Origin of the sequence: Brevundimonas sp. Leaf363 (genome assembly GCF_001424025.1) — a bacterium.
Lineage (GTDB): Bacteria > Pseudomonadota > Alphaproteobacteria > Caulobacterales > Caulobacteraceae > Brevundimonas.
Window position 1 is genome coordinate 307,528 of the sequence record NZ_LMPZ01000003.1, and the last position, 14,737, is coordinate 322,264.

Sequence of the window (14,737 nt, forward strand, 5' to 3'; positions counted from 1 at the left end):
GTCGCGCCAGTCCCTATTCGAAAGCGTTTTGGCCATTGCCATAAAAACGTCGTGCCCGTTGCACGGCGAACACATCGCCGCACTGGCGCCTGATTGTGGTCACGTTATACCCCGGGCATGCCCACTCCCGCCTCTATCCCCGAGTTCACTGGCGTCACGGCCGACATATTTCGGAACGAGATCCTGCCCGCAGGCACGCCTGTCGTGTTCCGGGGATTGGTGCGCGACTGGCCCGTCACGCAGGCGGCGCTTCAATCGTCAGACCATTTGTTCGACTACCTGCGCCGCTTCGATCGCGGCGCATCGGTCAGCACCATGTTCGCGCCGCCCAGCGCCAAGGGCCGCTTCTTTTACAACGACGACGTCAGCGGCTTTAACTTCCGCTCGGGCACGTCGAAGATCGTCGCCGCCCTGGACTACCTGGCCTCTCACCGGGACGATCCCGAAGCTTCCGCTCTGGCGGTGCAGTCCGTTCCGGTGCGCGGCCACCTGCCCGGATTTCAGGAAGACAATCGGATGCCGCTGCTGGACCCGGCCGTCGAGGCGCGGATCTGGATCGGAAACCGGGTCATCGTCGCGGCCCACCACGACCCCTCCGACAACATCGCCTGCTGCATCGCCGGGCGCCGGCGCTTCACGCTGTTCCCGCCCGAACAGTTGCCGAACCTCTATGTCGGTCCGTTCGAGCTGACGCCGGCGGGCGCGACCATCAGCATGGTCGATTTCGACAACCCGGATCTGGAGCGCTACCCGCGCTTCGCCCAGGCGTTGGAGGCGGCCGTGGTGGCGGACCTGGAGCCGGGCGACGCGCTCTACATCCCCTATCAATGGTGGCACCACGTCCGATCGATTGAAGCGATCAACATGCTGGTGAACTACTGGTGGGAAGAGGGCGTTCGCAGTGCACCGCGCGACGCCTTCCTGCACGCGATCCTGGCGCTGCGAGACCTGCCGCCGACGCATCGCGCGGCATGGCGCACGCTGTTCGACCACTATGTCTTCCTCGACAACGGGCCGGCCGCCGAACATCTGGCGCCGGAACGCCGCGGCGTCCTCGGCGATGTGACGACCGACGAGGCGCGCAGCATCCGCACCGCCCTGTCGCGCGCGCTGTCGCGTTCGGCGTAGACGGTCTTTTTCCGGGAAGTCGGCCGAGCGGCCCTAGCGGTCCTTCTCGCGCTCTGTCCCGCTGCGGGCCGAAAGCGCGGCCTGCGCCGCCGCCAGCCGGGCGATCGGGACGCGGTAGGGCGAACAGCTGACGTAATCCAGGCCCGCGCTTTCGCAGAAGGCGATGGATGACGGGTCGCCGCCGTGCTCGCCGCAGATGCCCATCTTCACATCAGGCCGCACCGCCTTTCCGCGCTCGGCCGCGATCCGGATCAGATCGCCCACGCCCGCCTGATCCAGACGCACGAAGGGGTCGGTCTCGAAGATTCCCTTGTCCAGATAGGCCTGCAGGAAGCGGCCGGAGTCGTCGCGTGAGATGCCGAAGGTGGTCTGCGTCAGGTCGTTGGTCCCGAAGCTGAAGAACTGGGCATGTTCGGCCAGATCTCCCGCCCGCAGCGCCGCGCGGGGCAGCTCGATCATGGTGCCGACCAGGTATTCCACCCGGTCGCCGGCGTCCGCGAACACCGCCTCGGCCGTGCGGTCGGTCAGCTCGCGAAGATATTTCATCTCCAGGCCGAGGGCGACCAGCGGGTGCATGATCTCCGGGATGGGCGCCTCGGCGGCCGTCTGCTTGACCTCCAGCGCCGCTTCCAGAATGGCCCGGACCTGCATTTCGTAGATCTCGGGATAGGCGACGCCCAGGCGGCAACCCCGGTGGCCCAGCATGGGGTTGGTCTCGTGCAGCTCCTTGGCCCGCCGTTTCAGCTTGGCGGCGTCGAGGCCCGATCCGGCGGCCAGGGCGTCGATCTCGGCGTCCGTGTGCGGGATGAACTCGTGCAGCGGCGGGTCCAGCAGGCGGATCGTCACCGGCAGGCCGGCCATGATGGTGAACAGCTCGACGAAGTCCGCCTTCTGGAATGGCGCGATCTTGGCCAGGGCGGCGCGGCGACCGGCCTCGTCGTCGGCCAGGATCATCTCGCGCACGGCGGCGATGCGGGCTTCGTCGAAGAACATGTGCTCGGTCCGGCACAGGCCGACGCCCTCGGCGCCGAAGCCGCGTGCGGTGCGGGCGTCCAGCGGGGTCTCGGCGTTCGCGCGCACGCCAAGCCGGCGCACCTTGTCGGCCCAGGCCATCAGCGTCTGGAAGTCGCCGGTCAGCTCCGGCTCGACCATGGCGACAGCGCCATCCAGCACCTCGCCCTTCGACCCGTCGATGGTGATGACCTCGCCGGCCTTGAAAGTGCGGCCCCGCGCGGTGAAGGCGCGGGCCCGCTCGTCGATGTGGATCTCGCCCGCGCCGGAAACGCAGGGGCGCCCCATGCCGCGGGCCACCACCGCCGCGTGGCTGGTCATGCCGCCGCGGGCCGTGACGATGCCGCGCGCCGCGTGCATGCCGTGGATGTCCTCGGGCGATGTCTCCTCGCGCACCAGGATGACCGCCTCGCCCAGTTCGCTCAGGCGCTCGGCCTCGTCGGCGTCGAACACGATCTTGCCGGTGGCCGCGCCCGGCGAGGCCGGCAGGCCCGCGGCCACGACGCTGCGCGCGGCGTTCGGATCCAGCGTGGGGTGTAGCAGCTGGTCCAGCGCCGCCGGTTCGACGCGGCTGACCGCCTCCTCCTCACTGATCACGCCTTCGGCGGCCAGATCGACCGCGATCTTCAGCGCCGACTTGGCCGTGCGCTTGCCGTTGCGGGTCTGCAGCATCCACAGCCGGCCCTGTTCGACCGTGAACTCGATGTCCTGCATGTCGCGGTAGTGGCTCTCCAGCCGGTTCACGACGTCCACGAACTGTCCGAACACCTCTGGCATCGCCTCTTCCATCGAAGGGGCCGTCTCACCCATCTCCTCGCGACCGGCGAGGGTCAGCGATTGCGGCGTGCGGATGCCGGCGACGACATCCTCGCCCTGGGCGTTGATCAGAAACTCGCCGTACAGCCGCGCCTCGCCCGTCGACGGATTGCGGGTGAAGGCCACGCCGGTGGCCGAGGTGTCGCCCATATTGCCGAACACCATCGACTGGACGTTGACCGCCGTGCCCCAGCTTTCGGGAATGTCGTGCATGCGGCGATAGAACTTCGCCCGGTCGTTCATCCAGCTGGCGAAGACGGCGCTGATGGCGCCCCACAGCTGGTCGGCCGGATCCTGCGGGAAGGCGTGGCCCAGCTCGCGCTCGACCACGGCCTTGTAGTCGGCGACGACGGCTTCCCAGTTCTCGGCGGAGAGGTCGGTGTCGATCGTGACCCCAAGACGATCCTTGTGGTCGTCCAGCACCTCTTCAAAGTCGTCATGCGACAGGCCCAGCACCACGTTGGAATACATGGTGATGAAGCGACGATAGCTGTCGAAGGCGAAGCGGCGGTCGCCCGACAGCTGGGCCAGACCCTCGACCGTCACATCGTTCAGGCCCAGGTTCAGGACGGTGTCCATCATGCCCGGCATCGACGCGCGGGCGCCCGACCGCACCGAGACCAGCAACGGATTGTGCGCGTCGCCGAAGGTCTTTCCGACCACGCCCTCGACCGCCTTCAGCCCCGTCTCGACCTGACCCGCCAGCGCATCGGGATAAGTCTGGCCGTTGGAATAATAGTGGACGCAGGCCTCGGTGGTGATGGTGAAGCCGGGCGGGACCGGCAGGCCCAAGGCCGACATCTCCGCCAGATTGGCGCCCTTGCCCCCCAGCAGATTCTTCATCGACGCATCGCCGTCGGCCGAACCGCCGCCGAACCCGTACACCCACTTGGTCATGCAATCGTCCCCTGAAGGCTGCCTGAGTGGCGGTGGATTAGCGCGCGCCGAGGGGCTTGGCCATGCCGATTGTAACAAATCGTGAGCAGTCGATCACCCTAATCGGCTAAGGGTGCTGCGGCGCAACATTGGGAGCGGTCACATGGGCGAAGCGCCGGTCATCGAGGCCGTCGAGACCCTCCATAACGGTTGGGGTCGGTACCTGAAGCTTACGATTCGGCAGGGTGGAGAGACCTTTTCGCGCGAGATCGAAGATCACGGCTCCGGCGTCGCCGTCCTGCCGTTCGACCCCGACCGCCGCGTTGCCTTGCTTGTCCGTCAGACCCGCACGGGGCCCCTTTTCTTAAGCGACGCCGAGCCGGCCCTGCTGGAAGCTCCCGCGGGTCTTCTGGACCACACCGGCGAAGCGCCGGAGGCGGCGGCCCGCCGTGAGGTGCTTGAGGAGATTGGTGTGCGCCTGAGGACGCTGGACCCTGCGGGCGAAGCCTATTCGAGCCCCGGCTGCACCACAGAAAGCATCCACCTGTACCTCGCTCCTTTCGGCGACGAAGACCGCGTCGCGGCAGGCGGGGGACTGGCCGAAGAGCACGAGGGAATCGAGGTGGTGGAACGGCCTCTGGACAGTCTTCTGGCTGACGCCTTGGCCGGCCGCCTGCGAGACATGAAGACCCTGGCCCTGACACTGCTGTTGCACGCCAGGCGACCGGAGCTCTTCTAGCGAAGCCCCCCTCCCGTTCAGGGGAGAGTGGACGACCTTTACTTCTTGCCCTTGGCCTTGGCCGGAGCGTGCGCAAGGCGGAGCAGGTTGGCGGCCCCAGGTGCGCCGAAGGGGGTGCCCGCGAGGATCAGGATCCGCTGGCCGGGTTCGGCCAGGCCGTAGTCCATGGCGCTGCTGACGGCCAGGTCGGTGACCTCTTCCAGAGACTTGGGCTCCGGGCCCAGCCGTGGCTCAAGGCCCCAGACCAGCGCCAGGCGACGCGCCGTTTCGGGCTTGGGCGTCAGGGTGAGAATGGGTTGCAGCGGCCGTTCGCGGGCCATGCGACGGGCGGTGCCGCCGGTGGTGGTGAAGACCACCATACAGGCCGTCGACTGGGCCTCTGCCGCCTTGCGGGCGGCGGCGACCAGGGCGTCGACGTCATGCTCGTCCATGCCGGCGTGTTCGGCGTCCATCAGGCCCGGCCACAGGGGATCACGCTCCACCCGCTCGATGATCCGGCTCATGATGCCGACCGCTTCCATCGGATAGTCGCCCGAAGCCGTTTCCGCCGACAGCATCAGGGCGTCCGCGCCCTCGTAAACGGCATTCGCCACGTCGGACGCCTCGGCGCGGGTCGGCGCGGGAGATGCGGTCATCGACTCCAGCATCTGCGTCGCCACGATGGCGGGAATGCCCCGGCGGCGGGCGGCGCGCAGGATCTGCTTCTGGGCCACCGGCACTTCTTCGGGGTCCAGCTCGACGCCCAGGTCCCCTCGCGCGACCATCACGCCGTCGCAGTAGTCCAGGATGCTCTCCAGATCGGTCAGGGCCTGGGGCTTCTCGATCTTGGCCAGACAGGCGGCCTGGCCGTTCACCAGTCGCTTCAGCTCGGCCATGTCCTCGGCCTTCTGCACGAAGCTGAGGGCCACCCAGTCGACGCCCAGACGCAGGGCGAAGGCCAGGTCCTCGCGGTCCTTCGGCGTCAGGGCCGAGACCGGGATGACAGCTTCCGGCACGGCCACGCCCTTGCGATCCGACAGCTTGGAACCGCTTAGGACGGTCACATCGGCCCATTCGTCCGTGCGCTCGCCGACCTTCAGCCGCACCCGACCGTCGTCCAGCAGCAGCAGCATGCCGGTGCGCAGCGCCTTGAAGATTTCGGGGTGGGGCATCTGGACGCGCGTCTCGTCGCCCGGCGTGGGGTCGAGGTCGAAGCGCATCTTGTGACCTAGCTTCACGTCAATCTCGACGTTGGCGAAGCGGCCCAGGCGCAGCTTGGGCCCCTGCAGGTCGGCCAGCACGCCCAGCGGGCGCTTCAGCGCGATCTCGGCGCCGCGCACGGCCTTGAGATTCGCGGCGTGGTCTTCGTGCGAGCCGTGGCTAAAGTTCAGGCGGAAGACGTCCACCCCCGCCTGGGCCAGGGCCTTGACCATTCCGGGGGCGCGGCTGGCGGGCCCCAGGGTGGCGACGATGCGGGCGCGGCGGGCTCTGTTCATTCGCTTCTCACGGGCGTGTTTTTGTGGCGAGCAGGGTCGAAGGCGGGCTGATCACCCGCGAGCGGCCTTGTGCCAATGAAACGCGCGCGGAGTAAGGCCGGTCTTGCCCCGGGAAACACGAAGTTACGCGGTGCGAACACGGTCCCAAGGGCCTGTGATGGCCAGGGTGATCCCGGGATACTGCACGTTCACGAACAGCACGGAGGCATCTGGCGAGAAGCAGCATCCCGCCAGTTCGGAGTTCCCCTGAAACACGTTGCGGCCGATCGTATAGACGCGGCCGTCCGGCGTGACGCCCTTGAGATGGTTGCGGATTTCCTTGGAGTAGTTGTCCTCGCAAACGATCAGATCGCCCCAGGGCGCGACCGTCAGATTGTCGCCCATGTTCCACACCTTCTCGTCGGCCGACTCGAGGAACAGCTGGATCCGGCCGGACCGGCCGTCCGCCGCCGGGACGTATCGCAGGACTTGGCCCCGCTGGATCGGGCCGCCCTTCTTGGCGGTGAAGTAGAGTTCGCCGTCGCCCCAATAGACCCCCTCGCCGCCCTGAAAGATGGCGGCGCCCGCCGCGCGGCCGCGCTGGCGCAGGTCGCCGTTCGGCGCCTCCACGTCTTCCAGATCCACCCATTCGGTCTCGCGCCAATCGCCGAGGGCCCATAGGCGCGTGGTGTTGTTTGAAGTGTCGGCGCCCGGTGAATCCTTGAGCACCAGGGCCTGCAGACGGCCGCCATCGACCAGCCGCCCGGGCGTGGTGGGGATGAAGCGGTAGAACAGGCCGTCTTCCTGATCCTCCGTCAGATAGACCTCGCCGGACCGGGGATCGATGCAGACCGCCTCATGATCAAAACGGCCCATAGCCTTCAGCGGCACCGGATCGACCAGACCCGTGGCGGCTGCCGGCACTTCGAAGACGTATCCGTGCTCGCGCTTCACATTGACCGTGGCGGGCGTGTCCTGACACTCCTCGCAGGTCAGCCAGCTGCCCCAGGGCGTCTGACCGCCGGCGCAGTTGGTCGAGGTGCCGGCCAGGCTCATGAACTGGCGCACCACCTCGCGGGTCCGCAGGTCGTAGATGACGGTGGTGGTGCCCGCCGGCAGGGGCCGGCTCTGCTTGTCGGTGTCATAGACCTTGGCCGGATCCAGCAGGTGCAGTCGCTCGCGATTGAAACCGCCGGGCCCCCACTGACCGTGCGTGGATGAGGAGGCTTTCAGTTCGTGGTTGCGGATCAGGGCGACTTGCGAGCCCTGCAGCGCGAAGCAGCCCATGCCGTCGAACTGACCGGGAACCAGCAGGCCGTCGTCCATCGTCTGACCGCCTTGGGAGACCACATGGTACGAAAAGCCCTCCGGCAGGTCGAACAGGCCGTTGGGGTCGCTCACCAGCGGGCCGTAACCCGGCGCCTGATTGACGTAGGACTCTCCCGCCGCAGGCGCCGTCTGTGCGCGCGCCGCGCCGGCGAAGGCCATGGCGGCTGCGCCCAGTGACAGGGCTTCGCGGCGGTGCAGGCTGAACTCTGAACTCATGTTGCATCCTCGAGTATGGCCGGGCCATAGACCGTCCCTGAACGTCGAACCACCGCGCTTTCATGACGATTTGCGCCGGCGTCCGCGACCCGGATCGGCACTCGCGCCTGCTTTCAGGCTCGAATAATGCAACTCGGCTTGCGACACTCGATGCGGGAGCAGAGTGTTTCGCCGCTGTCGCGCGAGAGGCTTGCTCGATCGGCCATGCGCGGGGGAGAGCAAATGACTGGACATGGGGAAGCGCACCGGGTCGACCGCATCGGCTGGCTACGCGCGGCGGTGCTCGGCGCCAACGACGGCCTGGTCTCGACGGCCAGTCTGGTGGTCGGGGTGGCCGCGGCGGCGGCGAGCCACGGAAGCATCCTGGTCGCCGGCGTCGCCGGGCTCGCCGCCGGCGCCATGTCGATGGCGGCCGGAGAGTATGTCTCGGTCAGTTCGCAGTCCGACACCGAGAAGGCCGACCTGGCTCGCGAAGCGCTGGAGCTGGCGGGAGATCACGATGCAGAGGTGCGCGAACTGGCGGGGATCTACGTGGGCCGCGGCGTGGCCCCGGACCTGGCGACCGAAGTGGCGCGGCAGATGATGACCCACGACGCACTGGGCGCCCATGCGCGCGATGAGCTCGGCATTTCTGAGATCACGACGGCGCGCCCCATCCAGGCAGCCGTGACGTCGGCCGTGACCTTCTCGGCCGGCGCGGCGCTGCCCTTGGTCGTGGCGGCGGTCGCGCCCCTGCAAGGGTTGGCGGTCTGGGTCGCCGGCTCCGCCCTGATCGGCCTGGCCGTGCTGGGCGCGCTGGGCGCCCGGGCAGGTGGCGCGCCGATCGGGCGTTCGGTGGTGCGCGTGGTCTTCTGGGGCGCCCTGGCCATGGCGATCACCGCCGGCGTGGGCCGCCTGTTCGGCGTCGCCGCCTGATTCAGAAGCGTGCGGTCACTGCCACGCGGCCGGTGATCGGTCGTTGCGGCGTGCTGATGTCGCCTGGGGGATAGTATGGATTGCCGAAGCTGAAGGTGTCGTCGTCGCGGTTCAGCAGGTTGTCGACTGACGCCCGCACGCCCCAACGCCCGATCTCGGCGCTGATGCCGATCTGGCTAGTCAGATAGCCTGCCGACCGGCTCATGGACGTCGGCGACAGTGCGATGTCGCTCGGTCCGACGTAGCCGAGGCGCAGCTCTGAGCGCACAGTCGCCTGCGCCAGCCGGGCTTCGTAGGCCAGGCCCCCCTGAACGCTGAAGTCAGAGACGGCAGGCAGACGGCTGTCGGATCCCAAGGCGAAGCCCGGGTCCGGCCGCGTAAGCTCAGGGTCGTTGATCACCGCGTGCCCATCCAGGGTCCAGGACCCTGCGCGCCACTCCACTTCGCCTTCCAGTCCGCGATTCCGGCCGTCGCCGAGATTGGCGGTGAAGGGCAAGCCCTGCTCGTCGAACCGGTCGGACTGGATGTCGCGCCAGTCGGCGACGAACACCGCGGCGCGGCCCCTCAGACGATCATCCAGAAGGCTGAATCGCGCGCCGAGCTCGCTGGCGACGATCTCGTCGGACCGAACGGCGCGGAGGGGCTGCTGCCCGCCGGGACCGACCGATCCGGCGTTGAAGCCCGGTCCGCGGTATCCCTCGGTCGCCAGCGCGTAAAAGACGATGGGGCCACGATCGTACTCGACCACCAACCGGGGCGCGACGCCGACCAGCTCGTCATCCCCCGCGAAAGGCTCGACGCCAGTGGTCTCGCTGCGATGTTCGAGGCCGGTGCGAAACAGCCGTGCGCCTGCGGTGACCTTCAGATCGTCCGTCACCGCGTAGCCCGCATCGACGAACAGCGCGGCCTCGTCCACGTGATCGCGACGATGCTGCTGCAGGGCGACAGCCCCGCCGCGGCCGTCGGAGACAGAGAGCGTCCTGTTATGCGTGTACTCGGAGAAGAACAGGCCGGCGCTCCAGCTGGTCCGGGCGCCAAGGTCTCCGCTCAGACGGATTTCGTGGACCGCGGCGGACAGATCGTCGGACTGATCGAGCGCGGCCAGATCCACGAGGCCGAACCCGAGCGCCGAGGGGCTGGCGTCGTATCGGGCGTCGAGGCCGTGGGACTGAATGCTCGATGACGCGCGCAACTGAACCCAGCCGAGATCGCCGTCGACCGACAGCCAGAAGCCGTCGAAATCATTCCGGCTAGGCTCCCTCAGCCCCCGGCGTCGCGTGTAAGGCGCGTCCGGACCCGATGTGGCGTACTGGCTGTCGTCCAGGTCGATGGTCTGGGCGAGAAAGCCAGCCTTCATGGTCCAGGCCGGATTGATGCGCCACAGGGTGGAAAGCCGAATGCCCTGACGCCGCATTCGGCCGCTGTCCTGCAGATCCAGCGCCGCATCGTCGATGTATCCGCCGGCGATTTCGTCATACCCGACCAGCCGCACCGCAAGCCTGTCGCTCAGCAGGGGCAGGTTGACGACCATCTCGGCCGCCCCGCCCGGCGCGCCACCCGCCGTGGCCGCCGCCTCGCCCGTAATCCGCCCGTAGAAGCCCGTAGGATCGGGCGCTCGGGACACGACCTGCACGACGCCGCCCATGGAGCCGGCGCCATAGAGCGCGCCCTGGGGACCCCGCAGCACCTCGATGCGCTCCACGTCAGCCAGACGCAGCGCCGGATCAGGCGCGTCGTATGTCAGTCGGACATCGTCCAGGTAGAGGCCGACCAGAGCTTGCGTCTGCCCCGCGACAGGACCGTCCGCCATGCCGCGGATGAACACCTTGTCCCGGCCCGGCCCCAGATTTGTCACGGTCAGGCCCGCGACGCGCGCGGCCACGCCGTTCAGATCCGTCACGCCCGCCCGCTCGAGCGCAAGCCCGTCCAGCGAGGACAGGCCATAGGGTGCACGCGAGAGCAGCAGGTGATCTGATCGCGCAGCCGTCACCACCACGTCGTCCAGCAGTCTCGGCGTCGCCGCTCCGACTTCCGCGACCGTTCGTGCCGCCGCAGGCGCAGGCGCAGCGAGGCGTACGACCCGCCAGGCGCCGGGACCCACGCGAATGACCGCGCAATGCGTTCCCACCGTCAACCGGGACAGAGCCCTGTCCGCCGCCAGCCGTCCCCGGACGCCGCGGCTGGAACCGCACCGGTCGCTTCCGCCGGCGTTGATCGTGATGCCCGCCTGCAGCCCGAAATCGATGAGGGCGCTGCGTAGAGGCTGCGGCGCTACCGAGACATCGACCAGCGCCCCGCCCTGGGCCCAGGCTGACATGGGCGCAGCGGCGGCAAGCGCGGCGGCCAGGGCGCTGAGGAAGGCTCGTACCAAAGCGGCGTCCGAAGCAGGTTCAGCGCCGTTCTAGCCGAACCCCCTGCGGCCCGCGAGTGGCGGTGATTGGCAGAAGACGCTCGAGCCGATCGATGACGGCCCCCTCGTCGTCCAGAACCAGCACGCCCGTGAAGCGGACGTTCGCCGCGTCCGGCGCCGTCGTCACCGGCGTTACGAAGCCCCGGCTCAGGTCGGCGGCGATCTCGCTCAGCGGCCGATCGACGTAGGCGCGCCGCCCCTCCGTCCAGGCGGCCGCGGTGCGCACGTCCGCCGGCGCGACCGCCATGCGGTCATCAACGTCGGCCCGGCGCACCGCCTGACCCACCGTGAGGCGGACCTTGCGTGACGGCTGATCGAGGTCAGAGACCTCGACCACGCCACGCATGACCGAGACTTCGGTGTCCTGTGCAGAGCGTCGGATGTTGAAGGCCGTGCCGACGACGCGCACCTGGCTTTCACCCACATCGACCAGGAAGGGCCGGTCGGCGTCGTGGGCGACATCGAACACGGCCTCGGCCTGATCCATGTGAACGAGGCGTCGTCCGCGCTCCATCTTCACAGAGACGCGAGAGCCGCCGTTGATCTGGAGCCGCGATCCATCCTCCAGCGCCACCGTCCGGGTTTCGCCCGGCGCTGTTTCGTAGACCGCCGTGGGAATGGGGCGGAAAAGGGGAAGGAGGAACACAGCCGCAGCGACCGCCGCCGCCATGGCGGGCGCCGCGATCAGCCAGCGGCGACCTGGACTTGCACGCCGCTCGCGCTGCGACGCCAGGTCGATCACAGTAGCCGGCCTCGCGCTCGCTAGCTCGTCTGCCGCGCTCCAGAGGCCTTCGGCCTCGTCGAACGCTCGCTGGTGCGCGGGGTCCGCATTCAGCCAGGCCGTCGCCGTGTCCCAGTCCTCCAGTCCGACATCATCGGCGCGCAGACGCACGACCCAGGCGGCGGCCTGAGCAGCGATCTCCTCGTCCCTGATGACGTCGTCGTGGGTCATGATCCGATCCGGGCCCGAGCGGGCCTTGAAGAGGAGACGACGCGACCGCTGCGGACCCTCAATGAAAAATGGCGAAAGCACGTCATCACGGCCATCCCACCTTGAGCAGGAGCGTCTTCAGGGAGGCCGAGATGTATTTTTCGACCGCGCTGCGCGAGACGCCCATGCGATCCGCCACCTCGCTCTGGCTCATCCCCTCCAGCTTGTGCAGGCGGAAGGCCTCGGCCGCTTTCGGGGGCATCTGGGCGATCGCGGCAGTGACCTTCTCAAGCTTCAATCGCGCCCAGACAGCGTCCTCGGCGGACGGCGCGTCTTCGGCCTCGCCTGCAGGATCGCTGACCTGCGCGCGCCGCCATTCCAGATCCCGCGCGCCCGAGCGCCGCTGCGCCTTTGAGCCATCCAGCGCCAGGTTGGCGGCTATGCGGTAGAGGAAGGCCAGCGGCTGACGCACCTCTGCCGCCGCCTCGTCCGTCAGTGTCTGCAGGCGAAGCCAGACATCCTGCGCCATATCCTCGGCTGTGGCGGACGATCCGGTTCGCGCGGTCAGGAACCGAACGAGGGCGGGACGCGCGTCCAGCCAGGCGTCCGCCAAGGCCTGTCGGGCATTGGCGGAAGCGCGGTCCTGTAACGGCTCTTCGGGCGAACTCACCGCGCCATCGTGGGTCTCTCAGCCATCAGCGGCAACCCAGCTTTTCGGTTCGCAAGATTTTTTGAGGGAGGCGGCTTTCGGCGTCGTCTCAGGCCCACAGACCCCCGGTCAGAGGCCCGTATGTTTGCAGTTCGGCTTCCCAGTTCTGACGCCGAGACGCCCCCCACGCGGACGCGTCGGACGCTTTCGTCGAGCGTCATTCGATTCGATGATCCCCGGACCGGCGAGCGCCGCCGCGTGGAGCGTTTCATCGAGGACGCATACGCCGAGGCGTACGGAAGCCGGATCAGGGCGCACTATCCGACCCTGATGAGCGTGCAGGACGAGGCCGGCGTGATCTACGCCGTCGTCGGCTTCCGCCATGCGGCCGAGGATGCGCTGTTCCTCGAACAGTATCTCGACGCGCCCGTCCAAGCGGTTCTGGGACAGGCCGTCGGCGTGCCGGTCGAGCGCTCGCACATCGCGGAAATTGGCGGGCTGGCGTCTAGCGGACAGGGCGCGACGGTCTTCCTGTTCGCCGCCATGGCGCGCCATCTCAAGCGCGAAGGTCTGAGGTTCGCCGTGGCGACCGCGACCGGAGAGCTGCGCCGCATCTTCAGTCGCGCCGGCCTCGGCGCCCTGGAAGTCGCCAAGGCGGATCCGGCGCGCCTCGTCGATGGCGGGGGCGCCTGGGGTGCATACTACCAGACCGACCCGGTGGTGCTGGCGGGCTGCATCTCGACCGCGACGGCGCCGCTGGACCACTTTTCAGAAGCGGCGCCTGTCGGCCGCGCCGTGCGCACGCGCCTTCACTTCGAGGATCGCGGATGAGCGCCGTTCTCGACGCCCTGACGCTTCGCGCCCGCGTCACGCCCGGCGATGTCGTCCTGACCTGGAACGACGGCGCCCTGACGGCGGCTGAGCTGATGACGGAGGTCAGCTGTCTGGCGGCCAGGCTGTTTGGAGACCTGTCGCCCGTCGGCGTCGCCCTCGATAACGGACCGGCGTGGGTGATCGCCGATCTGGCGCTGATTTTGTCTGGCCGCCCCAGCGTTCCAATTCCGCCTTTCTTCACTCCGTCACAGCGCGACCATGCGCTCGCCGACGCCGGAGCCAGGCTCCTGATCACCGCCGGCGACGCCGACGACGACGTCGTCCTGCCCGGCGGGCGCCTGCGGTTCGCGAAAACCGGAGCGGCCGGGCGACTTCTGCATCCCGGCACGGCCAAGATCACCTACACCTCCGGCTCGACCGGAGCGCCCAAGGGCGTCTGCCTGTCTCAAGCGCAGATGGAAGCCGTCGCTGCGTCGCTGGTGACGGTTCTGGGCCAGGACCGCGCCGGTCTGCACATGCCGGTCCTGCCGCTGGCCGTGCTGCTGGAGAACGTCGCCGGGCTTTACGTCACGTTTCTGGCCGGGGGGCGATACCACGCTGTCAGCCTGAGCGAGGCGGGCATGGGCGACGCGTTTCGTCCCGACTTCGCCAAACTGCTGACCACTGTGGCCCAGGCGGGCGCGACCACGCTCATTCTCGTGCCTGAGCTTCTGCGGGGGCTGATCGCGGCTCAGGCGACGCTAAGGCTGGATCACGGGCTGGAGATGATCGCCGTGGGGGGCGCCCGCGTGTCTCCCGCGCTTCTGAACGCCGCTTCGGCCGCCGGCTTGCCTGTGGTCGAAGGATACGGCCTCAGCGAATGCGCCTCGGTCGTGGCGCTGAACACGCCGGATGACGCCCGCCCCGGAACGGTCGGGCGGCCGCTGCCTCACCTGCAGGTCGCTTTGGCCCCGGATGGGGAGATCCTGGTCTCTCCGCATCCCTTCCTCGGCTACGTCGGCGGCGAGGCTGCATCCCATACGCTCGGCACGGGCGACATCGGCGCGTTCGATGGCGAAGGGCGGCTGAGGATCGAGGGCCGCAAGGGCAACATCCTGATCACCGCTTTCGGACGCAACGTGGCGCCGGAGTGGGTCGAGAGCGAGCTTCTGGCCGAGCCGCATATTCTGCAGGCCATGGTCCTGGGCGAGGCCGAGGCGGCCTTGTCGGCCCTGATCGTTCCCATGCCGGGCGTCGATCCGGCGCAGGTGGACGCCGCGGTCGCTCGGGCCAACGGGCGTCTGCCGGATTACGCGCGCGTCGAGGCCTGGCGACCCGTTCCGCCCTTCGATCCCGCAGCCGGCCAGGTCACCGCCAACGGCCGCCCACGCCGCGACGCCCTGCGGCGCGCCCACGCCATACCTCCCTCCCAAAACGCCTGAGAGTCCGC

The 14,737-nt window shown here is 68.5% G+C and carries 11 protein-coding genes; 5 read left to right on the forward strand and 6 right to left on the reverse strand.

Features of this window, described 5'->3' with window-relative positions; translation table 11 throughout:
- The first annotated feature begins 117 nt into the window (after positions 1-117).
- The gene (locus ASG17_RS12285) at positions 118-1,128 is read left to right on the forward strand and encodes a cupin-like domain-containing protein (protein WP_056104150.1); all 1,011 of its coding nucleotides are present in this window, start codon (positions 118-120) and stop codon (positions 1,126-1,128) included.
- Positions 1,129-1,161: 33 nt separating this feature from the next.
- Here the strand turns inward: ASG17_RS12285 and ppdK are convergent, their stop codons facing one another.
- On the reverse strand, positions 1,162-3,852 hold the full coding sequence (ppdK, locus tag ASG17_RS12290; RefSeq protein WP_056104153.1) for a pyruvate, phosphate dikinase: 2,691 nt from the start codon (positions 3,850-3,852) through the stop codon (positions 1,162-1,164).
- A 142-nt stretch (positions 3,853-3,994) separates the two neighbouring features.
- Here ppdK and ASG17_RS12295 point away from each other — a divergent pair, with 142 nt between their 5' ends.
- Positions 3,995-4,570: an NUDIX hydrolase gene (locus ASG17_RS12295; protein ID WP_056104157.1), complete on the forward strand. Its 576-nt coding sequence runs from the start codon at positions 3,995-3,997 to the stop codon at positions 4,568-4,570.
- A 38-nt stretch (positions 4,571-4,608) separates the two neighbouring features.
- Here the strand turns inward: ASG17_RS12295 and pyk are convergent, their stop codons facing one another.
- Both pyk and ASG17_RS12305 read right to left on the reverse strand, forming a co-directional pair.
- Positions 4,609-6,045 (reverse strand): pyruvate kinase, encoded by a 1,437-nt coding sequence (gene pyk, locus ASG17_RS12300; RefSeq protein ID WP_056104160.1) that lies wholly within the window; start codon positions 6,043-6,045, stop codon positions 4,609-4,611.
- Between the two features lie 123 nt (positions 6,046-6,168).
- Positions 6,169-7,569 carry an alkaline phosphatase PhoX gene (locus tag ASG17_RS12305; RefSeq protein ID WP_056104162.1) on the reverse strand — a complete coding sequence of 467 codons (1,401 nt, stop codon included), beginning with the start codon at positions 7,567-7,569 and terminating at the stop codon, positions 6,169-6,171.
- Positions 7,570-7,791: 222 nt separating this feature from the next.
- On the opposite strand from ASG17_RS12305, the gene ASG17_RS12310 reads away from it, so the two are divergent.
- On the forward strand, positions 7,792-8,484 hold the full coding sequence (locus tag ASG17_RS12310) for a VIT1/CCC1 transporter family protein (protein WP_056104166.1): 693 nt from the start codon (positions 7,792-7,794) through the stop codon (positions 8,482-8,484).
- Position 8,485: 1 nt separating this feature from the next.
- On the opposite strand, the gene ASG17_RS12315 is transcribed toward ASG17_RS12310, so the two are convergent.
- From ASG17_RS12315 to ASG17_RS12325, 3 genes are all read right to left on the reverse strand, one after another.
- The gene (locus ASG17_RS12315; RefSeq protein ID WP_156367852.1) at positions 8,486-10,855 is read right to left on the reverse strand and encodes a TonB-dependent receptor; all 2,370 of its coding nucleotides are present in this window, start codon (positions 10,853-10,855) and stop codon (positions 8,486-8,488) included.
- 19 nt (positions 10,856-10,874) lie between these two features.
- A complete protein-coding gene (locus ASG17_RS12320; RefSeq protein ID WP_156367853.1) occupies positions 10,875-11,846 on the reverse strand; it encodes a FecR domain-containing protein in 972 nt (323 codons plus the stop codon).
- A gap of 85 nt (positions 11,847-11,931) precedes the next feature.
- Positions 11,932-12,438: a sigma-70 family RNA polymerase sigma factor gene (locus ASG17_RS12325; protein ID WP_200935081.1), complete on the reverse strand. Its 507-nt coding sequence runs from the start codon at positions 12,436-12,438 to the stop codon at positions 11,932-11,934.
- A gap of 177 nt (positions 12,439-12,615) precedes the next feature.
- On the opposite strand from ASG17_RS12325, the gene ASG17_RS12330 reads away from it, so the two are divergent.
- Both ASG17_RS12330 and ASG17_RS12335 read left to right on the forward strand, forming a co-directional pair.
- Entirely contained in the window at positions 12,616-13,305 is a 690-nt protein-coding gene (locus ASG17_RS12330) for a thermostable hemolysin (RefSeq protein ID WP_082496258.1), read from the forward strand.
- Positions 13,302-14,729: an AMP-binding protein gene (locus ASG17_RS12335; RefSeq protein ID WP_056104180.1), complete on the forward strand. Its 1,428-nt coding sequence runs from the start codon at positions 13,302-13,304 to the stop codon at positions 14,727-14,729. The genes ASG17_RS12330 and ASG17_RS12335 overlap by 4 nt, the downstream gene beginning before the upstream one ends.
- The last annotated feature ends 8 nt before the right edge of the window (positions 14,730-14,737 follow it).